We start from the raw sequence: 22490 nt of genomic DNA on the forward strand, positions 1-22490 counted from the left end.
CTGCTCAAGGTGATCGCCCCTCAGCTCTCTTCCTCGAGGCCCATTATGTCCACACCCAAGGTCGGTTTTGTTTCGCTAGGCTGCCCTAAGGCACTGGTCGATTCCGAGCGCATCCTGACGCAGCTTCGTACCGATGGTTACGAGATCGTACCCACCTACGACGATGCCGATGTGGTGGTCGTCAATACCTGCGGTTTCATCGACAGCGCCAAGGCCGAGTCCCTGGACGCCATTGGCGAAGCCATTGCCGAAAACGGCAAGGTGATCGTGACTGGCTGCATGGGGGTGGATGAGTCCGTGATTCGCGACGTGCATCCCAACGTTCTGGCGGTGACGGGCCCACAGCAGTACGAGCAGGTGGTGAACGCCGTGCATAGCGCGGTGCCCTTCGTCAGCGAGTACGACCACCGCATCGACCTGGTGCCCGCCCAGGGCATCAAGCTGACGCCGCGCCACTATGCCTACCTGAAGATTTCCGAAGGCTGCAACCATACCTGCAGCTTCTGCATCATTCCCTCCATGCGGGGCAAGCTGGTCAGCCGCCCCGTGGGTGAGGTACTGCGCGAAGCCGAAGCCCTGGCGCGGGCCGGAGTGAAAGAGCTGCTGGTGATCTCCCAGGACACCAGCGCCTATGGCGTCGATGTGCGCTACGTGGAGAACGAGTGGCACGGGCGCCAGGTCAAAACGCGCCTGACCGAACTGTGCGATGCGCTGTCCGAGCTGGGCATTCGCGTGCGCCTGCACTACGTCTACCCTTACCCTCATGTGGATGAGCTGATTCCGCTGATGGCCGAGGGCAAGATCCTGCCGTACCTGGATATTCCTTTCCAGCACGCCAGCCCCAAGGTGCTCAAGGCGATGAAACGCCCCGCCTTCGAAGACCGTACCCTGGAGCGCATCAAACGCTGGCGCGAGCAGTGCCCCGAGCTGACCATCCGCTCGACCTTCATCGTCGGCTTCCCCGGTGAAACCGAAGAAGATTTCCAGTACCTGCTGGACTGGCTGAGCGAAGCGCAGCTGGATCGGGTGGGCTGCTTCCAGTACTCCCCGGTAGAGGGTGCCCCCGCCAATGAGCTGGGCCTGGCGCAGGTACCCGATGACGTGAAGCAGGACCGTTGGGAGCGCTTCATGGCCCACCAGCAGGAAATCTCGGCAGCTCGCCTGCAGGCCAAGATCGGCCGTGAGATCGAAGTGCTGGTCGACGAAGTGGACGACGAAGGCGCCATTGGCCGCAGCGAAGCCGACGCCCCGGAAATCGATGGCATGGTCTATCTGGAAAGCCGCCATGCGCTGCGCGCCGGCGACCTGGTCAGAGCACGCGTCACCCATGCCGACGAGTACGACCTGTGGGCCGAGGTGATCGATACCCCCCAGCCGCTGAATTTTGTCAATAACATCGTCAACGCGGGCTGATGCTATCCCAGTAGGGCGGGCTCCCAATGACCTGCTCCAGATGGGTCATGAACACCGAGACCTTTGACGAGCGAAGACGGTTGTCTGGATAAATCGCATAGATATTGTCCAGATGACCGTCGTCGGAGGCTTCCCACTGCGTCAGCAAAGGCACCAGCGTTTGCTGACGCAGTGGCTCAAACAGCAGCCACGAGGGAAACATCACCACGCCCTGCCCGGCGATGGCCGCTTCCACCAGGCTTTCGGCATTGTTGGCCACCAGATTTCCCGCCAAAACATGGCGCACCGCACGCGCCTCTTCAAACGCCCGAAAATGCCATGACTGCGTCCCTTTGCTGCCTTTGTAAAGCAGGCAGTTATGCTTTCCGAGCGCATGGGGTGTCGTTGGCACGCCCTTCTCCGCCAGATAACTCGGCGCAGCACACACGATGAAACGCTGGCGAGCAATGCCACGAGCCACCAGGCTGGAGTCTGCCAAGGCTCCCACGCGAATGACCACATCGGCCCCCTCCTGCACGGGATCGATGAAGCGATCTTCCAGCGTCAAATCGACTTCGATTTCAGGGTAGCGCTGCTGAAACCGGGCCAAATGGGGGGCGATATGGCGCCGGCCGAACGCCACGGGCGCATTGATTCGAAGCACCCCGCGAGGGTGCCGAGCCCCTCCCATGACTTCCTCGGTGGCAAGCTCCAGTCGCGCCAGCGCCTCGTGCACTTCATGGAAGTAACGTTCCCCTGCCTCCGTCAGCTTGACGGCTCGCGTATGGCGATAAAGCAAACGCTGGCCCAGCGCTTGCTCCAGACTGGCGATGTGCCGCGACGCCGAGGACGTCGGCAACCCATAGTAGCGTGCGGCCTCTGAAAAACTGCCGCTGGTAGCCACGCGAACAAACAGCCGCAGTGCCAGCAGGCGAATCGAGTTGTCCAAAATGCAATAGTCCTTTGCCCGTTTAACGCATTGTAGCAACAAGCGTGTCTCTTTAGAGTGCGGCCTCTTTCTGAATCGGGGAACGACACATGCAACACGCGTTGATACTGCTCGGCGTATTGATCGCCGGGATGGGGTTATCGGTGGAGGCAGGGCTGCTAGGGCCTCTGGGGGAGCAGGTGGGATACTTATCTGCCACGCTCTCCATCTTCCTGGTAGGTGCCCTGCTACTGTCGCTTGCGCTGCTATTCGCGCCCAAACGCCAGCTGGGTGCGCTGTTTCAGCAGCCTCGCTGGCTATTGACGGGCGGCTTGCTGGGGCCGATCTACGTCATTGTGTTGACCCTCGCCACGCCGCTGGTGGGTGTGGGCATGACCATGGTGGGTATCTTGTGCGGCCAGGTCGCGGCCAGCCTGGCCATTGACCACTTTGGCTGGCTCGGTAGCGAACGGCGTCGCGTCGATGGCTATCGCCTGGCGGCACTGGCCATGATTCTTGCTGCCCTTTGGTTGATGTAACAGGAGACCCACCATGCTATTACCCATTGTCTTTGCCCTGCTACTGGCGGGCGGTGCAGTCCTGGCCGCCCAATCCTCCATCAATGGCCGTCTGGGCGCTCATACTGGCGTCATGGAGAGCGCTTGGCTGACGTTCGCCGTGGGTGCCGTGCTGACCTTTTTGCTGGTGCTCTTTTTCGAGCCCCCGCAGGAAGCAACGCTCATGAGCGTGCCCAAGTGGCAACTGACCGGGGCGCTCTTCGGGGTGGTCTACATGCTGGCCATCGTCTTTGCAGTACCGCGTGTCGGGACTGCTGCTGCCACGGTATCGGTGATTTCGGGCCAGCTGCTGATGAGCCTGCTGATTGACCACTTTGGCTGGCTCGATAACGCTCAGCGTGAACTGGATGGCTCACGCTACCTGGCCATGGCACTGTTGCTCGTGGCGATCGTCCTGATCTACCTGAGCCACCGGCAGCAGCAACGCGACTGACGCTCAACATAGAAATCTCACCCCCTGGGCCGCCAGGGGGCTTCTGAGCCGGTCGGGCAAGGGGCTGTCGGTGATCACCGCATGATAGTCGGCCAGCGATCCGGCGGCGCAGCGCAGCGGCAGGTCGAACTTGGTCTTGTCCAGTACCAGAATACGGTACGCCGCGTGGGCCAGCAGCGCCTCCCGGGCCATGACTTCGTCATCGTTGTAGTCGTACAGCAGGCCCTGGCTATCCATCCCGCCCACCGAGACGATGCCCACATCGACCCGATAACGCTGAAAGAAGCGCCAGGCATCACCGCCTATCACGTCCTGGTCGCGGCGGCGCACGCGACCACCCGCCACGACCAGCTCGCACTCCAGGGCACACAGTTTGATCAGCGCATGCAGGTTGTTGGTCATGATCTGCAGGCCCTGCTTGCCGTGCAGCGCATCGGCCAGCTGCTCCACCGTGGTGCCGGTGCCTAAAAACAGCGACTGGTGATCGGTAATCAGCGAGGCTGCCTGACGGGCAATGTGCCGTTTGCCGGCCTGATTGACGATCTGGCGCTGGTCATAGCCGACATTCTCCTGGTCAGGAAACGCCATCACCTCACCGTGCCGGCGCAGCAGCAGCCCTTGCTCGGCCAACGAGCGTATGTCGCTGCGCACGGTTTGCACCGAGACACCAAACCGTCGCGCCAATGCCTCCAGGGTCTGCCGCCCTTCGTCCCGCACGCAGGCCAGCACCGCCCGCCGACGTTGATTGACGTCCATGCTTCCTCCCGGTTTTCCCTTCAAGGTTGCCGCCAGCAAAACGAAAACCACTTTCTGCTCGACGAAAGTCATTCGCTTTCAAACGAAAGCGTAGTGTCACGATGTTGTAAGGCGATGACAGTAGTGTGATCACTGTTCACCTACTGGAGGTTTCCCCGATGTCGAAGCGTTCGTTGTGTCGTGCCGTGACCCTTGCAAGCCTTGCCCTGTCCACGCCTCTGTTGGCCAACCAAACGCTGGTGCTCTATACCAGCCAGCCCAACAGCGACGCCCAGCAAACCGTGGATGCCTTCCAGGCGGCCTATCCTGAGATCGAGGTGGAGTGGGTGCGCGACGGCACGACGCGCCTGATGACTCGCCTGCGTTCGGAGCTGGCCGCAGGGGTGAGCAACCCCGACGTGCTGCTGATCGCGGACAGCATGACCATGGAGTCGCTGAAGCAGGAGGGACATCTGCAACCCTACCTGAGCCCCGAGCGCGACGCCTATGATGAGGCGCTCTACGACGCCGACGGCTACTTCTACGGCACCAAGCTCATTACCACCGGGATCGTTTACAACACGGGTGCCGAGCACCAGCCGCAACGCTGGGCCGACCTGATTGGCCCGGAATACGAAGGCCTGGTCACCATGCCCAGCCCCCTATACTCCGGCGCAGCGCTGATCCACATGGCCGCCATCGGTGAAACGTCGCTGGGCCTGGAGTATTACGACGCCCTGCACGCCAACCGCACGGAAGCCCAAAGCGGTAACGGTGGCGTCTTCAACGCCGTGGCAGCAGGCACCAAGCCGTACGGCATCGTGGTGGATTTCCTGCCTATCCGTGAAGCGGCCAAGGGTTCCCCCGTGGCGTTCGTCTTCCCTGAGGAAGGTGTCAGCGCCGTGACCGAGCCCGTCGCCATCATGGCGGAAGCCCAACACCCGGATGCTGCCCAGAAGTTCGTCGATTTCGTGCTCTCCCAAGCCGGGCAGGAATTGGTGAGCCAGCAGGGTTACCTGCCCGCGCACCCGGACGTTGCTCCGCCGGAAGGCTTTCCCGAACGCGACTCGATTCAGCTGATGCCGGTCGATATCGAGCAAGCGCTGTCCGAGGAAGAGGCGCTCAAGCAGCGCTTCAATGAGCTGTTTGGCGGTTGATGATGACCCCTTCGCTGAACGTTGGCAGCCAGCATCGCTGGCTGCTTACCCTGCTCACGCTGTTGGTGGTGTTGCTCAGCCTGGCACCCAGCCTGCGGCTTTTGATGGAAGCCCTCAGCGACCTGGGCCAGGGCAGCAGTGCCCCGCTGTGGAAAGTGCTCAACGCGGCCAGCACCTGGCGCGCCTTGTGGCACAGCCTGTACACCTCGGGCCTGGGCATGCTGATTGCCCTGGTGCTGGGCAGCCTGTTCGCCTTCGTGATCACCCTGACGGACATTCGCGGCAAGGCCTGGCTGGTGTTCTGCTTCATGCTGCCCATGATGATCCCGCCCCAGGTCACTGCGCTGAGCTGGCTACAGCTGTTCGGCCCGGCCAGCCCTTTACTGAAAAGCCTCGGCATGGCACCGCCGCTGGGCAGCCCCCAGCCGCTCTATTCCGCCGAAGGCATTGCGCTGTTGCTCGGCATTCAAAGTGCACCGCTGGTATTTCTGGCGCTGCGCACTTCACTCATGTCGCTCCCCCGTGAGCTGGTCGAAGCCGCCCGGATCAGCGGCGCCCGCCAGGGTCAGGTCTGGGGGCATATCATTCTGCCCGTGACCCGACACGGCCTGATCGCCGGAGCGGCCATGGCCTTCATCTCCAGCCTGGGCAATTTTGGCATTCCCGCCATGCTGGGCATTCCCGCAGGCTATTACGTGCTGCCCACCTTGATCTACCAGCGCATGGCCAACTTTGGCACCGGCGTGCTGGCAGAAATGGCGGCGCTTTCTCTGTTGATCGGTGTGCTGGCCCTGGCCGGGGTGGCCCTGCAGCAGTACTGGATGAATCGCAGCCGCTTTGGCCTGGGAGGGCACGGCGGACGCGCCCACGACTTTTCACTGGGGCGCTGGCGTACCGGCGTGACGACACTGCTGGTCATGGTGCTGCTCTTGATCCTGGTGGCGCCGCTGCTCGCGCTGGTGGTGAGCTCGCTGGTCCCGGCCATGGGCGTTCCCCTGAGCCTGGATACCATCACCCTCAACGCCTACCACGAGGTCATCGGCCGACAGGGCGCCACCTGGCGGGCCGTGCGCAACAGTGTCTGGCTGGCAGGCGGTGCCGCGCTGGTGCTGATGCTGTGCAGCCTGCCCCTGGCGTACCGTCTTCAGCGCCTGCCGCCTCGGCTACAGCAGCTCACTCTCAGCGTCATCGAGCTGCCCTATGCCCTGCCTGGCGTGGTGCTGGCGATTGCCTGCATTCTGCTGTTCGTGCGGCCGCTGCCACTGATCAATCTGGCGCTGTACGGCACCCTTGGGCTGATTTTCGTGGCCTACCTGGCGCGCTTTCTGGTGGTCTGCCTGAAGCCGGTCAGCGCCAGCCTTGCGCAGCTCGACCCCTCGCTGGAAGAAGCCGCCCAGCTGGCCGGTGCTGGCCCCTGGCGGCGTCTGGCCACCATCGTGATGCCGCTGATCGCGCCCTCCCTGTTTGCCGGTGGGCTGCTGGTATTTCTGCTGGCCGTCAACGAGCTCACCGTGTCGGCGCTGCTCTGGAGCGCAGGCAACGAAACCCTGGGCGTATTGATCTTCAACCTGGACGAAGGGGGCGAAAGCGTGCTGGCATCGGCGGTGGCCGTGCTGGTCGTGGCCATGGTGGCTACCTTGATGCTGCTGCTGAGCCTGATGGCCCCTCGCTTACCCAAAGGAGTCGTGCCATGGCAAGGCTAATGCTCGACCGCGTTACCAAACAGTTTGGCCAACACACCGCGGTCAATGGCGTCACCCTCGATATCTCTCCCGGCGAATTCGTGGCGCTGCTGGGCCCCAGCGGCTGCGGCAAAACCACCATGCTCCGCATGCTGGCAGGGTTCGAGCAGGTGAGTAACGGCACCATGACGCTCGGTGAGACGCTGCTGGCCAGCGCCCACCACCATGTGCCCCCCGAGCAGCGCAACATGGCCATGGTGTTTCAGTCCTACGCGCTATGGCCCCATATGAGCGTGGCCGACAACGTGGGCTACCCGCTGAAGCTGCGCCGCATTCAAGGCAGCGACTACCAGCGCCGAGTCGCCCAGGCGCTGGAGCAGGTGGCGTTGACCCCCTATGCCCAGCGCTCGCCCCAGGCCCTCAGCGGCGGCCAGCGCCAGCGGGTGGCACTGGCCCGCTGCCTGGTCACCGACCCCGACGTGGTGCTGCTGGACGAACCGCTCGCCAACCTGGACCGCAACCTGCGGGCCGCCATGGAGCACAGCTTCGTGGATTTCCACCGGCGGACCCAGGCCACCATGGTCTACGTCACCCATGACCAAAGCGAAGCCATGGCCATGGCAGACCGCATTGCCGTCATGCGGGAGGGCGAGCTGGTGCAGTGGGCCACGCCCGAAACGCTCTACCGAGCGCCGCGCAGCGAATGGGTCGCGAGGTTCATCGGCCAGGGTAGCCTGCTTCACATTGCCAGCGGCGCGCCTGGCCAGCGTCTCACCGAAAGCGCTTTGATGAGCGGGCTGGCCGCGCCGCTCACCGCGCGCTCGCAGCCCGTGTTGGTGCGCCCGGAGCACGTGCATCTGGATGCCACGGCCCCCAACCCCCACGACCTGACCGCCCGCGTTGAACGGCTGACGTTCCGCGGTGAGCGCTACGAGCTACACCTGCGCCTGAGCACCGGCGATGCCCTGCTGGCGTATCATCCCCACGCCCTTGGCGAAGGCCAGCAGGTCGCGGTGCGCCTGCTGGAAGGCTGGTGCCTGGAGCCCGACCAATGAGCCCCTTGGTGGAGATCCTCAGCGGGCTGGGCGACAAGGGCCCGGCCGCCATCGTGGTCGAGGCCCAGGGCAAGCGCCTGCTGCTGGATGCGGGCGGCGCACTGCACCCCGGTGAGGCGATCACCTGGGCGGCGGGGCTCGCGGTAGACGCCGTGCTGATCAGCCACGATCATATCGATCATATTGGCGGGGTGGCCGAGCTGCCCGAGCAGCTGCCGCTCTACTGCACGCCGCTGGTCGCCAAGGCGCTGCCGCCCCACAGAGCGTGGCAGCCACTGCCCTATCGCGGCCGTCTCGAAGTGGAAGGCATTACCGTCACCACCGGCCAGGCGGGCCACTCGCTGGGAGGTGTCTGGCTGCACCTCGACGTGGCAGGCGGACTTTTCTATAGCGGCGATGCCTGTTTCGAGTCGCGGCTGTTTCCCTTCGATACGCCGCCACCTGCCCGTACGGCACTGCTGGACGCCTCCTACGGCAGCTACGACCAGCCCCAGGCACACTGCCTCGATACCCTGGGCAGCGCCCTGGATACGCCACTGGTGCTGCCGGTACCGGAAACGGGACGGGCGCTGGAAATGGCGCTATGGTTGGCAGAGGAAGCAGATCGCCGACAGCTCCCCCTGGCCATCGCCCCCATCATCCGCGACAACCTGGCCGCTCTGTTGGCGCTGCCACGCGGTTTGCGGCGTGACGGGCTGGACGACGCCATCGGCACCCTGCTCCAGAGGCCCAACGCCAGCCATCCGACACTCTGGCTGGTCAGCGACCGTGACGACCAGCCCGCCGACTGGCCCGACCACCGTCTGCTGCACACCGGCTACCTGACGCCACAGCGCTGTGCGCAGCTGGCTGCCAACGAGGTGCTTTGGCAACGCTGGAACGTCCACCTGCGCGCCTCGCACCTGGTGGCACTGGCCCATCAGCTCCAGGCTGCTCAGGTCGTGCCTCTGTTTACGCGACTGGACGATGAAGCCATTGACCACTGGCGCGAACGTCTAGGCACGCGGCTGACGACCCAGGCACGGCTTGTCCTCAGCAGCCGTTCTCAAGGTTCGGCCGTTTCACTCTTTTCATCTCAGGAATCCATGTCATGACCGCAGTCATCGTTGACGTCGACGGCACGCTTGCCGAATTTCACCCCCAGCAAGTCCACGAGTGGGTGCTGGGCCCCGCCAAACAGTGGGACCCCTTCTTTGCCCATATGGCCCAAGCGCCGGTCATCGAACCCGTGGCCAAACTGGTCAAGCTGCTGAAGGCCCAGGGCCAGCAAATCGTCATTTGCAGCGGCCGCCCGGACAGCCACCGAGAGCATACCCAGGCCTGGCTCGACCGCCATGCCATTCCCTTCGATGCCATGTACCTGCGCCCCGAGGGCGATGACCATGTGGACGATGAAGAGGTAAAAGCCGCGCTACTCGATCAAATGCGCAGCGACGGCTTTGCGCCCTGGCTGGTACTGGACGACCGCGACGCCGTGGTCGCTCAGTGGCGCGCCCTGGGGCTTACCTGCCTGCAGTGCGCACCGGGGGATTTTTAGCCTAGCCTGTAGCAGCTCTCAACGAGCTGCTCTAAGCTGACGCATGGTGAGTCTGACCACACAAGGAAGTGACCTATGCCATTACACCGTTTGCTGTTACCTGCCGTGGTGGTGCTGCTGGCTGCCTGTAGCGATGACCAAGCCCCCGTGGCCGAGCCCATGTCCCAGGAAACGCTTTATGGCGATTGGGCAGCAGAGCCCGAGTGGTGTCACGCAGGGCAGGAAGGCGCTCCAATCCGCCTGGCAGCTGGCCGCTTCGAAGGGCTGGAAAATCACTGCGAAATGGGGCTGGAAGCGAGCAGCACGCCGAACGCATGGGAGGCGACACTGCACTGCCATGGAGAAGGAATGACCAGCGAAGAACAGCTCCAGCTCACCCTGAACACTCAGGAGACGCTGACCTTGCGCTATCTGGATCGCGAGACATCACCCATCACGCTATATCGCTGCGACTCTTAAAACCACCGCCGACAAACGCCAACGCCCCGCAAAGCGGGGCGTTGGCGTTACTACACATGACCGATGATCAACCGCCTGCAAACGAGGCGTACATGATCACCACCAGCACCACCAGCACGATGCCGGTGGGCACGGCACCTTTCCACGGGGTGAGGTCGACATCGCCCGAGGCTTCCTGGACCCAGTCCGTGGCGCGGGGGCGCAGCTTGCCGATCACCAGCATCACCGCGACCAGCAGCACGAACACCGCGGCCACGAAGTGGAACTCGTGCATGACCAGCGGCAGCTTGTTGAACGGCGGCACGAAGTAGCCTGCCGCAATCAGCAAACAGCCGCCCACCAGGGCCACTTTTGCGGCCATGGGCGGCACACGCTTGGTCAACAGTCCTACCAGTACCACGGCCAGAATCGGAATGAAATAGATGGCGTTCATGCGCTGCAGGTAGCCGAACAGGCTATCCTGCCCCGCCAGCAGCGGCGCGATGATCATGGTGCTGATGGCCATGATCCAGCCAAACACCTTGCCGGATTTCACCACCTGCTCTTCCGTGGCGTCCTTTTTCAGCACGCCTTTATAGATCCCCAGGCTGAAGATCGTGGTGGTGCTGTTCAGCGCCGAATTGAACGAGGAGAGAATCGCACCCACCATCACCGCCGCAAAAAAGCCCGTCAGATACGGAGGCAGCACGTTGAATACCAGGTGCCCATAGGCTTCATCGGCGCGCACGCCCTGGTCGGCATACAAGTGGTAGGCAATGATGCCCGGAAGCACCAGATAGAGCGGCCCCAGCAGCTTGAAGAAGCCGGTCAACAGCACCCCTTTTTGGCCTTCCGCCAGATTTTTCGCCGCGAAGGTGCGCTGGATGATTTGCTGGTTGGTGGTCCAGTAGAAGAGGTGCAGCAGCAGTACGCCGGTAAAGATGGTCGAGAACGGCACCTGCTGGTCGGGGCCACCCATGGAGTTGAACTTGCTGGGGTCGCTCTCCTTCAGGATGCTCCAGCCTTCCATGACGCCTGTGCCGCCACTCACCGCCTGAAGGCCGAAGTAAACGATCACGAACCCGCCAATCAGCAGCCCCACGCCGTTGAGGGTGTCGGACACCGCCACCGTGCGCAGGCCACCGAACAGCGCATACACGGCGCCAATCAGGCCCACGACCCAGACGGTTGCCCACAGCAGAGCCGTGCTGGACTCGATGCCGGTCAAGCCCTGCAAGTCCAGCATGCCCTGCAAGCCAATGGCGCCGGAATAGAGAATGATGGGCAGCAGCACCACCGCGTAGGCAATCAGGAAGATGACGTTGGCAATGAGCTGGGTACCGGCATCGAAGCGAATCGCCAGCAGCTGTGGCAGCGTGGCAATCCCGCTTTTCAAGAAGCGCGGCAGGAAAAACAGCGCCAGAGCAACCAGCGCAATCACGGCGATGACTTCCCAGGCCATGACGCTCAGGCCGTCGGTAAACGCCGAGCCGTTCAACCCAACCATCTGCTCGGTGGAGAGGTTGGTCATCAGCATCGATGCGGCAATCAACGGAAACGTCAGCGTGCGCCCCGCCAGAAAATAGCCGTTAGTGCTTCGGTGGTCGTCGCGGCGCGTAATGCGCCAAGTGACAAAGGCCACTAGGCCCGTAAAAAACAGAAACGATGCCAGGGTTAGGGCATGCATGAGGGGAAGTCCTTCGAAGCGGTCGCGTCTAAAGCGGTGCCCAACACGGGCACGAAGAGCGGTATCAAGCGATACGACACGGTGAGTTTAGGTAAAAATACCAAGCATCGCGGGATTTTAAGAAGGTGACACGATTCATCTATTAGCCTTTAGTCGCATAAAAATATTAAAAAGACGTTTTTTAACCACCTGACAACAACCTACAGAAACACAGCCTGCGATTCTCGCTACTCCGCTAAGCTATGTCACAATGTCGATTGCTTATTGGCCACACGTCATTAACTACAAGGATGCACATCGCCATGCTGCACTATTTACAGGGATTACCGTCTTTCTTCGCCTACCTGCTTGGAGCGCTCGCGCTGCTGGTGGCCTTTATGTACTGCTATAGCCGCCTGACCCCTCACCACGAGTGGGCGCTGATTCGAGCGGGCAATGCGGCAGCCGCCACTGCCTATGGCGGCTCTATCCTGGGCTTCACCTTGCCGCTGTACAGCGCCATGGCCCACTCGATTAGTTATATCGACTTTATTCTGTGGGGCGTGGTGGCGTTCGGCGTACAGATCGCCACGTTCTTTGGTGTAAAACTGTTCCTGCGTCGTCAGGGGGAGAGCCTGTCCCAGCACATCACCGAAGGTCATCAGGCCTACGGCACGCTAGTGGGCAGTATCTCGATTGCCGTGGGCTTAATTAACGCGGCTTCAATGACCTGGTAACGGAGCGCCATCATGGAAAAGCAGTCTCACCCTACCCACCTGCCACGTCGTAAACGTAGCGCACGCCTATCGCTTGCGATGATGGGAGCGAGCGCCTTTGGCTTAACTGCCTGTACCCAGCCAGCGGAAGATGAGCACTTAACCGATGTGCGCTTTGATGAGCCGCAAAGCTTTCAAAGCGTAGAGGATTGCGTCGCAGCCAACGTCTACACCCGCAGCGCCTGCGAAGACGCCTACGAGGCCTCGTTGGCGTCCGTCCCCCGCTTCGACACCCTAGAAACCTGCGAAGCTGAACACGGCGAAGGCGCCTGCGCAGCCCCCACCGACGAGCAGGCCCAGGCCGCAGGCGGCGGCAGTTGGTTCATGCCTGCCATGATGGGCTATATGGTCGGTAACATGCTGGCGAATACCAGCCGAGGGCGCTCGTTCGAGCGCGTGTATCAAGAGCCGGTCTACCGCAACCGCCAAAACCAGGGCAACTGGAATGCTGCGGCCAGCCAGGCGACGCAACGGGTCAATCAGCGTAACGAGGCCCTGCGCAGCTCGGTGGTGCAAAACCGCCAAGCCACGACACGTCGCGGTTTGGGCACACGATCGGCCTCTTGGGGTTCCTAGCGTTTTGGGGTATTGACCACCGTTTGGGAGCTACCATGCTGCGCATCAACGTCTCTGAACGCCCGCAATGGAAAACCCTGGCCAAAGAGCTGGGGTTTCATTTCCATACCATTGATGGCGAACCCTACTGGAAAGAGAACGCCTACTACCAGTTCACCCTGGAGCAGGTGGAGCAAGAGATCGAAGCACCCACCGAAGCCCTGCACGAGATGTGTATGGAGCTGGTGGATAAGGTCTGTCACTCCAATGCCTTAATGCAGCGCCTCGCAATCCCCGAGCATATGTGGGACATCATCCACCACTCCTGGCGCAGCGGGCAGCCGCCGCTGTATGGGCGAATGGACTTTGCCTATTCAGGCAACGGCCCCGCGAAGCTTTTAGAACTCAATTACGACACACCCACTTCGCTCTATGAAGCGGGCTTTTTCCAGTGGGTGTGGCTGGAGCAGGCGATTGAGCAAGGCATCCTGCCCCGCCACGCCGACCAGTACAACTCGATTCAAGAACGCCTGCTCAATGCCATGGCGCATCTGGGCGACCGCTTGGAAAACCGCACCCTCTACTTCTCCTGTGTAAAAGGCAGCGACGAGGAGCGCGCCACGGTCAGCTACTTGCAGGATATTGCCCTGCAGGCAGGCTTACAGGCGCCGTTTATCTACATCGAAGACATTGGCGTGGCCCCAGGAGTCGAACACTTTGTTGACCTAGACGACCAACCCATCACCGCGCTGTTTAAGCTCTACCCGTGGGAAGAGATGGCGGTAGAAGCGTTTGGCGAGGCAGTCACGCAGCTCAACACCTACTGGTTCGAGCCACCCTGGAAAGCCGTGCTCTCCAATAAAGGGATTCTGCCGCTGCTGTGGGAAGAGTTTGAAGGGCACCCGAATCTGCTACCAGCGTATTTTGAAAACGATAGTCACTCGCCGCTGGAAGCAGGCTGGGTGCGCAAGCCGTTTTTCTCACGGGAAGGGAGCAATATCAGTTTGATAACGCCCAGCGGCCAGCAAGAGAGCGTGGGTGGGCCTTACACTGATAACCCTTGGATACGCCAGGCGTACCACCCGCTGCCGCGCTTTGGCGACAAGCACGCGCTGATTGGCAGTTGGGTAGTGGGCGACCGCGCGTGTGGCATGGGCATTCGCGAAGACGTGGGGCGTATTACCAAGGATACGTCGTGTTTTATTCCCCATGCCATTATTTAGTTGCTCGATCATTCTTTTTTCTAGCAACCGATTAAGTGCCTATTCAAAATTAATCGCGTGATCAGTTCCGTAACCACCGAGTAAGCGGTGTACCTCTTCACATAGAGCACGTTACGCCCCTACGTCAGCGCTTTGTGGCAACCTAGTGACGAGCAGCGTGCCACGGCCCTCCTGGACCCTGATGCCCTGTTTCGCGCCTATCAAAAAGGGCTTGGTTAGGCCGTGAGCTATGTCGCCTGCGTATGCTTTCAAACTAGCGGCCACCCTGTGGCCATAGAAGCGCGCTATATTCAACGCATCGATAGTACGCCCACTCATCATCGACACATCGCTGCCGATGCGCTACCGCTTAATCAGCCTAGCCACCCAACGCGCTGGCTAACCCTACGCGATGCCGAGGGGCCATGGCAGCTAGGCATTACCGGCGACAGTGAGATGATGCGCCTACCCTCCGCCGCGATCTACCCACTACCGCCACTGCTGGCTGCCCGCTCCCGCCATCCGGCGCTGTGCGGCATCGCCCTGGAAGGGGAGCAGCTCACTCTACTCCTAAACGGAGCTCGGCTAAGCCCACCTTCCGAGGCAAGCTCAACTCACCATCCATAAGCAGCGCACTTGACTGCCCTTCTCCACCTGGCTATGCGGATCAATCACCGCAAGCGCATCGGCAGCAATGCAGGAAGAGAGCACCGCTGAGTTTTGGTCATCAAAAGCATCGGCCTCGATACCGCTAGGCGTAAACCGCAGCGCCACCCGCATGTAGTGCTGGCGTGGGCCAGTATCGGTGGCAAAGGTCGCGGTGGCGGTTAAGCACGGAAGCTCCGCCAGCGCAGGGCAGCCTAGTAGTGCCCCCATCAGCGGGCGTAGAAACAGCCAAGCGCCCACAAACCCCGACACCGGGTTACCCGGCAGCCCCACAAACCTCGCTTGGCTGCCATCGTCGCGGGGCAAGCGGCCTAACGCTAGCGGCTTGCCGGGACGAATCGCCAGCTTCCACATATCGAGCTGCCCAAGCGACTCCAGCGCCGCTTTGACGTGATCCTCCTCCCCGACGCTGACACCACCGGTGCTCACCACCACATCGGCCTCGGCAGCGGCGTGGCTCAAGAGCACCACGGTTTGGGCGTAGTCATCGGGCACGCTCACCAGCTGAACCACCTCAGCCCCGAACGTCTCCAGCAGCCGCTTGAGCATGGGGCGGTTGGAGTTATACAGCTGACCTGGTTTTAACGGCGTGCCGGGGTCGACGATCTCATCACCCGTGGAAAGCAGCGCCACCCGTGGGCGGCGTCGTACGCTGACATGAGTGATGCCCTGCCCCGCCAAATGCCCTAACGCGGCGGCTTCCAAGCGTTCGCCAGCATTGAGCAGCACATCGCCTTGGCGCACGTCGCGGCCCTGCAGGCGAACGTTGTCTCCTTCAGGCACGTCCACGGGGATGAGCGCCTCGCCGTTCTCCTCAGTCACCCGCTCCTGCATTACCACGCAGTCAGCACCAGGGGGGATCTGCCCCCCGGTAAAGATTCGTGCGCAAGTGCCCACCGCCAATGGCCGTGCCGTGCTGCCCGCGGCAATCCGCTGGCTAACCGGCAGCCGCTTACCCGCATCCATAGCACGCAGCGCATAGCCATCCATTGCGCTGTTATCGAACGGCGGCACGTCCAGCGTGGCCGTTACCGATTCGGCCAGAACACGGCCAGCGGCGTCATTCAACGCGATCTGCTCGGCAGAGAGCGGCGTCACGTCGGCCAATAGCGCTTTCAGCGCCGCTTCAATCGGCTGTAACTCAGCCATGCTGCCCCCGGCCGGGAATGACCAGGTTGGCAAAGTTGCAGGGCTTGTGGCGGCTATCCAGCTGCTCGGCCAGAATGCCGTCCCACCCGGTGCGGCAGGCACCGGTGGAGCCCGGCAGGCAAAACACCACCGTGGCGTTGGCAAAGCCACCCAGGGCGCGGCTTTGAATGGTAGAGCTGCCGATTTCGTCACCACTCAGCTGGCGAAAGCGCTCGCCGAACCCCTCGATGCGCTTGTCCAACAGCACCGAGACCGCTTCTGGAGTGGAGTCACGGCCGGTGAAGCCGGTGCCGCCGGTGGTCAACACCACCTGCACGCCAGGGTCGGCAATCCACTGGGCCACCACGGCACGAATCTGGTACACGTCGTCCGGCACGATACGCTTGTCGGCCAGCCGGTGCCCCGCCTCGGTCAGCCGCTGAACCAGCGACTGACCCGAGCGGTCGGTCTCTTCGGTGCGGGTGTCCGAAACGGTGAGCACCGCGACGTTCAGGGCTTCCATGGCATCCATTGGCGCTACTCCCGGGACTCGTTCTGTGAAGGGGATTCGTTCTGTGAAGGGGCCTTCTTGCGCGCCTGGCGAGCGTCGAGTGCCGCCAACTGCTCTGGGGTGGCCTCGCCCTGGTGGTTGGCTTTCCATTCGCTGTAGGGCATGCCATAGACATATTCGCGGGCAGCGTCCATTTCCAGAGGCGTGCCGCGCTCATCGGCTGCATTGACCAGCCACTTGGAGAGACAGTTACGGCAGAAGTCCGCCAGAATCATCAGATCGATGTTCTGCACGTCCTTGTTGTCATCCAGGTGCTTGAGCAAGCGACGAAACGCAGCGGCTTCCAGCTCCGTGCGGGTCGCGGTATCCAGTTCATCGAACGTAGCCATGCGGGTTCCTCTTTCAAGACAGGGTTGATATGCAGCATAACAAAAGACACCGCCCGAGGGCGGTGTCAGCGACGATCTTGCGTCATCCTATGGCGGTGCGTCAGCCGGGCTTCGTAGAGGGCTCGCTGCTGTCGCCCGCCTTCTGAGCAGCCACCTCTTCCTCGCTCAGCGACTGCCCCTTGACCTCTTCGTACCACAAGTTGTGGTGCTCCTTGGCCCAGGTTTCGTCCACGTAGCCGGTGGTCATGCCCTCCAGCGACCCTTCGGTCCCTAGCGTACCGATGTAGATGTGCCCCAGCGCCACGGCGGTCAAGCCCAGCGCGCCCACGGCATGGATGATGTTGGCCCACTGCATGGTATCGCGGCTCTGCCCGTAGTTCGGGAAGTCGAGTACGAAGCCACTGGCCACCACCAACAGCCCTGCGGTAGCCAGCAGCCAGTACCAGACTTTTTCACCGCCGTTGGCAAAGCCTGCATCCGGGTGGCCTTTACCCACCAGGCCGCCGCCCTGCTTGAACCACTGCAGGTCATGCTTCTTGGGGATATTGTCCTTCAGCAGCTTGACCAGTAGCACGATCAGCAGGATACCGAACAGCGGCCCCAAGTAGTTGTGGAGCACCTTGGAGGCCGAGATCATCCATCCCCAAACCGCATCGCCAAACAGCGAGCGGAACACGAACTTGCCATACAGCAGGTTGAGACCGGTCAGCGCCAGGGTGATGAACAGCGTCGCCACCGTCCAGTGCAGCGCGCGCATGAACAGCGGCCAGCGCAGCAGCTTGCGCCCGGTACGTGGCTCATCCAGGTGCTTGCGGCCAATCACCAGGTAGAACAGCGTGATCACGCTGGCCATGCCCAGAATGGCAATCAGGCCAAATGGCGAGACCCAACGATTGCGCAGAATCCGCCACGTTTCACCGCTGGCGTTGATCAGATTGTAGTTGCTGTCGTGACGCGAATCACGATAGTTCGGGCCGGTTTCACCGCTGCGTACCTGGCGCCACTGCTCGGCCGTTATGCCAGGGGCGGCGGTGGACATTTCCCGTTGCGGGTCCGCCTGGGCCACGGCCAGCTGGCTCACACCGAGGCTGGCCACCAGCAGTAGCAGCATCAAGCACAGGTGCCAGATACGCTTCAACCCACGGGCGGCATGCCCGTTGGCCGATGCAGGCATTTCAACGGTAGTCATGGTCATTGTGGTCATGACACGCCTCCTTAGCCTTTGCGGGCAGCATCGTAGGCAAGGTTGTCGGTGCTGGCCTGGGGATTGTTCGACCACGCTCCATCCGGGTGGCCACGATGGACGACACGCTGACGGAAGATGTCGGCGACGTCCTGCGCATCACCTGCCAGCAGCGCTTTGGTCGAGCACATCTCGGCGCACAGCGGCAGCTTGCCTTCGGCAATACGGTTGGAACCGTACTTCTGGTACTCCTCTTCCTTGCTTTCTGCCGGGCCGCCTGCGCAGAAGGTGCACTTGTCCATCTTGCCGCGCTCGCCAAAGGCGTTCTGCTTGGGGAACTGGGGGGCGCCGAAGGGGCAGGCATACAGGCAGTAGCCGCAGCCGATGCACAGGTCCTTGTCGTGCAGCACGATACCGTCGTCGGTCTTGTAGAAGCAGTCGGTGGGACAGACAGCCATACAAGGGGCGTCGTCACAGTGCATGCAGGCCACCGAAATCGACATTTCGCTGGCTTCACCGTCGTTCAGCGTGACCACGCGGCGGCGCTGAATGCCCCACTCGACGTCGTTGGCATTTTTACAGGCGGTGACGCAGCCGTTGCATTCGATGCAGCGCTCGGCATCACACATGAATTTCATTTGAGCCATGGTGTTCTCCTCTTGCCGATGCGGACGTTGCCGCATCGGCCTGCTGTCTGGTCGGGTCGCGCGTGATCGTTCAAGCGCGCTCAATACGACAAATGGTGCACTTGGTCTCTTGCATCAGTGTCACCGGGTCGTAGCCGTAAGTGGTCGCCGTGTTGGCTGCCTCGCCCTGAACATAGGGCGCCGTGCCTTCCGGGTAGCGATCATGCAGGTTCTCGCCCTGGAAGATGCCGCCAAAGTGGAACGGCATGAAGGCCACCTTGCGATCCACCCTGGGGGTAACCAGTGCTTTCACCTTGACGCGGCCACCCTCGGCGCCCTCGACCCAGACATCGTCACCGTCACGTACGCCGATATCGTTGGCATCGGCAGGGTTCATCTCGACGAACATTTCCTGCTGCAGCTCCGCCAGCCAGGACATCGAGCGGGTTTCTTCACCCCCGCCTTCGTACTCGACCAAGCGGCCAGACGTCAGAATGATCGGGTAGTCCGCGCTGTTGTCACGCTCCTGAATGGTCTTGTAGAGCGTGGGCAGACGCATGATGGAGTCGAAGTCGTCCCAGGTGGGATACCGCTCGACCAGGTCACGCCGCGTGGTGTAGAGCGGCTCGCGGTGCTTGGGCACGGCATCCGGGAACGTCCACACAACAGCACGGGCCTTGGCATTACCGTAAGGCGCACAGCCGTGTTCGATGGCCACTCGCTGAATACCGCCGGAGAAGTCGGTTTTCCAGTTTTTACCTTCAGCAGCCTCTTTCTCTTCGGCCGTCAGGTCATCCCACCAGCCCAGGTCTTTCAGCAGCTGGTCGTTGAACTCCGGATAGCCGTCGTCGATGTCGCCACCTACCGGGGCCGAGCCTTCGGCCAGCAGGTTGACGCCGTTACGCTCGATGCCAAAACGGGCGCGGAAGCCCATGCCGCCTTCCATCACGGGCACGCTGGTATCGTAGAGGTTCGGGGAGCCCGGATGACGGAACTCCGGGGTGCCCCAGCAGGGCCACGGCAGGCCATAGTAGTCGCCATCGGCAGGGCCGCCTTGGGCACGCAGATTCTCAAAGCTGAAGGTGTGCCAGTTTTGCTGGTGCTCTTTCAAACGCTCGGGGCTTTGACCGGTATAGCCAACGGTCCACATGCCGCGGTTGATTTCGCGCAGCACGTCTTCGATGAGCGGCTCGTTGCCGTTCATCTCGAAGTTCTTGACGAACTCGTTGCCAAACCCCAGCTTATTGGCAAACAGGGTCATGATCTCGTGGTCGGGCTTGGACTCGAACAGCGGCTCGATGACCTGATCGCGCCACTGAACCGAGCGGTTGGTGGCGGTGACACTGCCAGTGGTTTCGAACTGGGTGGCGGCAGGCAGCAGGTAGACGCCGTCGGTGCGGTCGTGCATGACGGCCGCGACGGTGGGATACGGGTCGACGATGACCATCATCTCGAGCTTCTGCATGGCCTTTTGCATTTCAACGCCGCGGGTTTGCGAGTTGACCGCGTGGCCCCAGTAGAACATCGCTTTCAGCGCGGTGCGCTGGGAGATGTTCTCGTCCTCTTCCAGCACGCCATCCACCCAGCGCGACACGGTGATGCCGTTGGTGTACATGGGTTTGCCGTCGGCGTACTCGGTATCGTCGAAACGCCCTTTCAACCACTCGTACTCTACACCCCACACGGAGGCCCAATGCTGCCATGCTTCTTCGGCCAAACCGTAATAACCCGGCAGTGAATCAGACCCCAGGCCCATATCGGTGGCACCCTGTACGTTGTCGTGACCACGCAGGATGTTGGCACCGCCGCCAGACTTGCCGATGTTGCCCAGTGCCAGCTCCAGGATGCAGTAGGCGCGGGTGTTGTTATTGCCGGTGGTGTGCTGAGTACCGCCCATACACCAGACCACACAGCCCGGACGGTTGTCGGAAAGCCGCTTGGCCACCTCGAACATGTCGGCTTCCGAGACGCCGGTGATGTCTTCCACGACGCTGGGCGGGAACTGGGCGACTTCGGCACGCACTTCATCCATGCCGTAGACGCGCTGGTTGATGTATTCGCGGTCTTCCCAGCCGTTTTCGAAAATGTGCCACAACAGGCCCCAGATGTAGGCCACATCGGAGCCAGGGCGGATGCGCACGTACTTGTTGGCCTTGGCGGCCGTACGCGTGAAGCGCGGATCGGCAACGATGATGTCGCAGTTATTGCGCTCTTTGGCAATCAGGATGTGCTGCATCGCCACCGGGTGGGCTTCACTGGGGTTGGAGCCGATGAACAGCATGGAGCGGCTGTTGTGCATATCGTTGAGCGAGTTGGTCATCGCCCCGTAGCCCCAGGTATTGGCCACACCCGCTACCGTGGTGGAGTGGCAGATACGCGCCTGGTGGTCGGTGTTGTTGGTGCCCCACATGGAGGCGAGCTTGCGCATCAGATACGCCTGCTCGTTGTTGAACTTGGCCGACCCCAGCCAGTAGACGCTATCGGGGCCGTAGGCTTCCCGCAGCTCCAGCAGCTTGTCGCCGATCTCATTGACGGCGTCGTCCCAGCTCAGGCGCTGCCATTCACCCGCGACCAGCTTCATCGGGTACTTCAGGCGGCGCGTGGAGTGGCCGTGCTGGCGCAGAGAGGCGCCTTTCGCACAGTGGGCGCCACGGTTGATCGGGTGGTCGAAGGCTGGCTCCTGCTTGGTCCAGATGCCCTCCTGCACTTCGGCATACACGCCACAACCCACTGAACAGTGGGAGCAGATGGTGCGTTTGGTTTCAACGGGGGAGTCGAGCACCGGGGTCTTGTTCGCCGCTTCGGTGCGCTGCATCATGGGCGCGCCCATGAAGCCGACCGCCGCAACACCGGCCGTACCCGCGCCGGTACGCTTGAGGAATTGACGACGAGAGATACCCAGCCCAGACGCGGCCGGAGCTTGAGTTTTACGAGTTAAGCGCATGGCAAATCTCCTGATGGTCGCCGTCAGTCACGCAGCGAGGCGTAGTAGGCACGAACGTGATCCGTCTCGCGGTAATTCACCGATTGGGCTTCACGTTGGCTGGGCGTCTTGTCGCTCGCCTGTACGAGGGTAACGTGACCGACCGCCGCTGCCGCACCTGCTGCTGCGGTGCCCAGGCCAACGGTCTTCATGAACCGACGCCGTTCAGGGTTATGTGACGTGTGCATAGGGTTCTCCACTGTCATGCTTGTTATGCGTGGGCCGCTGGCCCGGCTATTCACTGACCGCGAACCAGGGTCAGGTCACGAGTCGTACTGGCTGATGGGCGGCTCGGTCGCTGATACGCGCCTGCTCGCTCTCCATGAAGGCACTGCCTAGCGCGCCCAGCGCGGCATAGAAGGCAGTCTCCACGTCAGCCACATCGTCGAAGCAGCGCTTTGCCCAGGGGGCCAAGTGCTGCTGAAAAAAAGCTACCTGCTCATGTGCCTGGGCTTCTACCAGCATGCCCATGACTTCACACACGGCGGCAAGGTGATCCTCGGGCTCATGGGTGCGTTCACTGCGCTCGAAGCCCAGCACCCTCAGGTCACGGCGCAGCGCCACCAGCGCGGCTTCCATGAGCTCACCCTGCTGATACCAGGAGGCATAGGGCACGATATCGCCCTGAATGACGCCCACCAGATGGCGAAAGTGGGCGCGCTGCAGTCGCTCGGGGTCGGCCTGGGCGGCTGCCTTGGCAAGGTCGGCCCAGCACTCGGCCAAGCGAGTGCCGTCCTGTTCTATTTCCAGCTCGGCCAGCCAAGCCAGGAGCTCGACGTCGGGCGACTGGCGCAACAGCCGTGCCAGCAGCTGGTAGATATCCCCGCGCAGCGCATCGACCTCGCTGAGCATCGCCTCGGTTTCACTCAT

Annotated in this window: 24 protein-coding genes; 13 read left to right on the forward strand and 11 right to left on the reverse strand. The window is 62.0% G+C overall.

Annotated features, from left to right (window positions below):
* Positions 1-45: 45 nt before the first annotated feature.
* The gene (gene rimO, locus RVM26_RS13330; RefSeq protein ID WP_039175167.1) at positions 46-1413 is read left to right on the forward strand and encodes a 30S ribosomal protein S12 methylthiotransferase RimO; all 1368 of its coding nucleotides are present in this window, start codon (positions 46-48) and stop codon (positions 1411-1413) included.
* Here rimO and RVM26_RS13335 read toward each other — a convergent pair.
* Positions 1400-2341, reverse strand: coding sequence for a LysR family transcriptional regulator (locus tag RVM26_RS13335; RefSeq protein WP_189463473.1), 942 nt, complete (start codon positions 2339-2341; stop codon positions 1400-1402). The two genes, rimO and RVM26_RS13335, sit on opposite strands and share 14 nt — an antisense overlap.
* Before the next feature lie 89 nt (positions 2342-2430).
* On the opposite strand from RVM26_RS13335, the gene RVM26_RS13340 reads away from it, so the two are divergent.
* The gene (locus RVM26_RS13340) at positions 2431-2859 is read left to right on the forward strand and encodes a DMT family transporter (protein WP_498939110.1); all 429 of its coding nucleotides are present in this window, start codon (positions 2431-2433) and stop codon (positions 2857-2859) included.
* 13 nt (positions 2860-2872) lie between these two features.
* The gene (locus RVM26_RS13345) at positions 2873-3331 is read left to right on the forward strand and encodes a DMT family transporter (protein ID WP_039175164.1); all 459 of its coding nucleotides are present in this window, start codon (positions 2873-2875) and stop codon (positions 3329-3331) included.
* 3 nt (positions 3332-3334) lie between these two features.
* On the opposite strand, the gene RVM26_RS13350 is transcribed toward RVM26_RS13345, so the two are convergent.
* Positions 3335-4087 carry a DeoR/GlpR family DNA-binding transcription regulator gene (locus tag RVM26_RS13350; RefSeq protein ID WP_081138683.1) on the reverse strand — a complete coding sequence of 251 codons (753 nt, stop codon included), beginning with the start codon at positions 4085-4087 and terminating at the stop codon, positions 3335-3337.
* Between the two features lie 158 nt (positions 4088-4245).
* On the opposite strand from RVM26_RS13350, the gene RVM26_RS13355 reads away from it, so the two are divergent.
* The 6 genes from RVM26_RS13355 (at position 4246) to RVM26_RS13380 (ending at position 9956) form a co-directional block, all read left to right on the forward strand.
* Positions 4246-5223 (forward strand): ABC transporter substrate-binding protein, encoded by a 978-nt coding sequence (locus RVM26_RS13355; RefSeq protein WP_498939113.1) that lies wholly within the window; start codon positions 4246-4248, stop codon positions 5221-5223.
* A gap of 2 nt (positions 5224-5225) precedes the next feature.
* Positions 5226-6926: an ABC transporter permease gene (locus tag RVM26_RS13360; RefSeq protein WP_227407111.1), complete on the forward strand. Its 1701-nt coding sequence runs from the start codon at positions 5226-5228 to the stop codon at positions 6924-6926.
* Positions 6914-7960 (forward strand): ABC transporter ATP-binding protein, encoded by a 1047-nt coding sequence (locus RVM26_RS13365; protein WP_193461440.1) that lies wholly within the window; start codon positions 6914-6916, stop codon positions 7958-7960. The genes RVM26_RS13360 and RVM26_RS13365 overlap by 13 nt, the downstream gene beginning before the upstream one ends.
* Complete coding sequence (locus RVM26_RS13370) at positions 7957-9054, forward strand: MBL fold metallo-hydrolase (RefSeq protein ID WP_498939115.1); 1098 nt, start codon at positions 7957-7959, stop codon at positions 9052-9054. Before RVM26_RS13365 ends, RVM26_RS13370 begins: the two co-directional genes overlap by 4 nt.
* Positions 9051-9497 carry a phosphatase domain-containing protein gene (locus tag RVM26_RS13375; protein WP_016915127.1) on the forward strand — a complete coding sequence of 149 codons (447 nt, stop codon included), beginning with the start codon at positions 9051-9053 and terminating at the stop codon, positions 9495-9497. Before RVM26_RS13370 ends, RVM26_RS13375 begins: the two co-directional genes overlap by 4 nt.
* 75 nt (positions 9498-9572) lie before the next feature.
* Complete coding sequence (locus RVM26_RS13380; RefSeq protein WP_498939117.1) at positions 9573-9956, forward strand: hypothetical protein; 384 nt, start codon at positions 9573-9575, stop codon at positions 9954-9956.
* A gap of 67 nt (positions 9957-10023) precedes the next feature.
* On the opposite strand, the gene RVM26_RS13385 is transcribed toward RVM26_RS13380, so the two are convergent.
* The gene (locus RVM26_RS13385) at positions 10024-11622 is read right to left on the reverse strand and encodes a solute:sodium symporter family transporter (RefSeq protein WP_039175158.1); all 1599 of its coding nucleotides are present in this window, start codon (positions 11620-11622) and stop codon (positions 10024-10026) included.
* Positions 11623-11924: 302 nt separating this feature from the next.
* Here RVM26_RS13385 and RVM26_RS13390 point away from each other — a divergent pair, with 302 nt between their 5' ends.
* The 4 genes from RVM26_RS13390 to RVM26_RS13405 all read left to right on the forward strand — a co-directional run bounded on the left by RVM26_RS13390 (position 11925) and on the right by RVM26_RS13405 (position 14761).
* On the forward strand, positions 11925-12338 hold the full coding sequence (locus RVM26_RS13390) for a DUF350 domain-containing protein (RefSeq protein ID WP_062360914.1): 414 nt from the start codon (positions 11925-11927) through the stop codon (positions 12336-12338).
* Positions 12339-12350: 12 nt separating this feature from the next.
* Positions 12351-12953, forward strand: a complete 603-nt coding sequence (locus RVM26_RS13395; protein WP_054641245.1) for a DUF1190 domain-containing protein — start codon at positions 12351-12353, stop codon at positions 12951-12953.
* A gap of 35 nt (positions 12954-12988) precedes the next feature.
* Positions 12989-14155 (forward strand): glutathionylspermidine synthase family protein, encoded by a 1167-nt coding sequence (locus tag RVM26_RS13400; protein ID WP_498939120.1) that lies wholly within the window; start codon positions 12989-12991, stop codon positions 14153-14155.
* A 222-nt stretch (positions 14156-14377) separates the two neighbouring features.
* Complete coding sequence (locus RVM26_RS13405; RefSeq protein WP_498939122.1) at positions 14378-14761, forward strand: hypothetical protein; 384 nt, start codon at positions 14378-14380, stop codon at positions 14759-14761.
* Here RVM26_RS13405 and RVM26_RS13410 read toward each other — a convergent pair.
* The 8 genes from RVM26_RS13410 to RVM26_RS13445 all read right to left on the reverse strand — a co-directional run bounded on the left by RVM26_RS13410 (position 14744) and on the right by RVM26_RS13445 (position 22490).
* Positions 14744-15949 (reverse strand): molybdopterin molybdotransferase MoeA, encoded by a 1206-nt coding sequence (locus RVM26_RS13410; protein WP_498939124.1) that lies wholly within the window; start codon positions 15947-15949, stop codon positions 14744-14746. The genes RVM26_RS13405 and RVM26_RS13410 overlap by 18 nt on opposite strands.
* Positions 15942-16460: a molybdopterin-binding domain-containing protein gene (gene moaB, locus RVM26_RS13415; RefSeq protein WP_498939126.1), complete on the reverse strand. Its 519-nt coding sequence runs from the start codon at positions 16458-16460 to the stop codon at positions 15942-15944. Before moaB ends, RVM26_RS13410 begins: the two co-directional genes overlap by 8 nt.
* 5 nt (positions 16461-16465) lie before the next feature.
* Complete coding sequence (locus RVM26_RS13420) at positions 16466-16828, reverse strand: DUF1244 domain-containing protein (RefSeq protein ID WP_498939128.1); 363 nt, start codon at positions 16826-16828, stop codon at positions 16466-16468.
* Positions 16829-16928: 100 nt separating this feature from the next.
* Complete coding sequence (locus RVM26_RS13425; protein ID WP_498941761.1) at positions 16929-18023, reverse strand: formate dehydrogenase subunit gamma; 1095 nt, start codon at positions 18021-18023, stop codon at positions 16929-16931.
* A 20-nt stretch (positions 18024-18043) separates the two neighbouring features.
* Positions 18044-18658 (reverse strand): formate dehydrogenase FDH3 subunit beta, encoded by a 615-nt coding sequence (gene fdh3B, locus RVM26_RS13430; protein WP_016915147.1) that lies wholly within the window; start codon positions 18656-18658, stop codon positions 18044-18046.
* Positions 18659-18728: 70 nt separating this feature from the next.
* Positions 18729-21581: a molybdopterin-dependent oxidoreductase gene (locus RVM26_RS13435; protein ID WP_498939130.1), complete on the reverse strand. Its 2853-nt coding sequence runs from the start codon at positions 21579-21581 to the stop codon at positions 18729-18731.
* Positions 21582-21604: 23 nt separating this feature from the next.
* Complete coding sequence (locus RVM26_RS13440) at positions 21605-21808, reverse strand: twin-arginine translocation signal domain-containing protein (RefSeq protein ID WP_016915149.1); 204 nt, start codon at positions 21806-21808, stop codon at positions 21605-21607.
* A 70-nt stretch (positions 21809-21878) separates the two neighbouring features.
* Positions 21879-22490 carry a TorD/DmsD family molecular chaperone gene (locus tag RVM26_RS13445; RefSeq protein WP_039175144.1) on the reverse strand — a complete coding sequence of 204 codons (612 nt, stop codon included), beginning with the start codon at positions 22488-22490 and terminating at the stop codon, positions 21879-21881.

The organism is Halomonas sp. KM072 (genome assembly GCF_050710315.1).
Taxonomy (GTDB): domain Bacteria; phylum Pseudomonadota; class Gammaproteobacteria; order Pseudomonadales; family Halomonadaceae; genus Vreelandella; species Vreelandella hamiltonii.

What these genes read in the sequence shown, in the direction of transcription:
- rimO (WP_039175167.1), top strand. Translation starts at nt 46, where the DNA reads ATGTCCACACCCAAGGTCGGTTTTGTTTCGCTAGGCTGCCCTAAGGCA.
- RVM26_RS13340 (WP_498939110.1), top strand. Translation starts at nt 2,431, where the DNA reads ATGCAACACGCGTTGATACTGCTCGGCGTATTGATCGCCGGGATGGGG.
- RVM26_RS13345 (WP_039175164.1), top strand. Translation starts at nt 2,873, where the DNA reads ATGCTATTACCCATTGTCTTTGCCCTGCTACTGGCGGGCGGTGCAGTC.
- RVM26_RS13350 (WP_081138683.1), bottom strand. Translation starts at nt 4,087, where the DNA reads ATGGACGTCAATCAACGTCGGCGGGCGGTGCTGGCCTGCGTGCGGGAC.
- RVM26_RS13355 (WP_498939113.1), top strand. Translation starts at nt 4,246, where the DNA reads ATGTCGAAGCGTTCGTTGTGTCGTGCCGTGACCCTTGCAAGCCTTGCC.
- RVM26_RS13360 (WP_227407111.1), top strand. Translation starts at nt 5,226, where the DNA reads ATGACCCCTTCGCTGAACGTTGGCAGCCAGCATCGCTGGCTGCTTACC.
- RVM26_RS13365 (WP_193461440.1), top strand. Translation starts at nt 6,914, where the DNA reads ATGGCAAGGCTAATGCTCGACCGCGTTACCAAACAGTTTGGCCAACAC.
- RVM26_RS13370 (WP_498939115.1), top strand. Translation starts at nt 7,957, where the DNA reads ATGAGCCCCTTGGTGGAGATCCTCAGCGGGCTGGGCGACAAGGGCCCG.
- RVM26_RS13375 (WP_016915127.1), top strand. Translation starts at nt 9,051, where the DNA reads ATGACCGCAGTCATCGTTGACGTCGACGGCACGCTTGCCGAATTTCAC.
- RVM26_RS13380 (WP_498939117.1), top strand. Translation starts at nt 9,573, where the DNA reads ATGCCATTACACCGTTTGCTGTTACCTGCCGTGGTGGTGCTGCTGGCT.
- RVM26_RS13385 (WP_039175158.1), bottom strand. Translation starts at nt 11,622, where the DNA reads ATGCATGCCCTAACCCTGGCATCGTTTCTGTTTTTTACGGGCCTAGTG.
- RVM26_RS13390 (WP_062360914.1), top strand. Translation starts at nt 11,925, where the DNA reads ATGCTGCACTATTTACAGGGATTACCGTCTTTCTTCGCCTACCTGCTT.
- RVM26_RS13395 (WP_054641245.1), top strand. Translation starts at nt 12,351, where the DNA reads ATGGAAAAGCAGTCTCACCCTACCCACCTGCCACGTCGTAAACGTAGC.
- RVM26_RS13400 (WP_498939120.1), top strand. Translation starts at nt 12,989, where the DNA reads ATGCTGCGCATCAACGTCTCTGAACGCCCGCAATGGAAAACCCTGGCC.
- RVM26_RS13410 (WP_498939124.1), bottom strand. Translation starts at nt 15,949, where the DNA reads ATGGCTGAGTTACAGCCGATTGAAGCGGCGCTGAAAGCGCTATTGGCC.
- moaB (WP_498939126.1), bottom strand. Translation starts at nt 16,460, where the DNA reads ATGGATGCCATGGAAGCCCTGAACGTCGCGGTGCTCACCGTTTCGGAC.
- RVM26_RS13420 (WP_498939128.1), bottom strand. Translation starts at nt 16,828, where the DNA reads ATGGCTACGTTCGATGAACTGGATACCGCGACCCGCACGGAGCTGGAA.
- RVM26_RS13425 (WP_498941761.1), bottom strand. Translation starts at nt 18,023, where the DNA reads ATGACCATGACTACCGTTGAAATGCCTGCATCGGCCAACGGGCATGCC.
- fdh3B (WP_016915147.1), bottom strand. Translation starts at nt 18,658, where the DNA reads ATGGCTCAAATGAAATTCATGTGTGATGCCGAGCGCTGCATCGAATGC.
- RVM26_RS13435 (WP_498939130.1), bottom strand. Translation starts at nt 21,581, where the DNA reads ATGCGCTTAACTCGTAAAACTCAAGCTCCGGCCGCGTCTGGGCTGGGT.
- RVM26_RS13440 (WP_016915149.1), bottom strand. Translation starts at nt 21,808, where the DNA reads ATGCACACGTCACATAACCCTGAACGGCGTCGGTTCATGAAGACCGTT.
- RVM26_RS13445 (WP_039175144.1), bottom strand. Translation starts at nt 22,490, where the DNA reads ATGAGTGAAACCGAGGCGATGCTCAGCGAGGTCGATGCGCTGCGCGGG.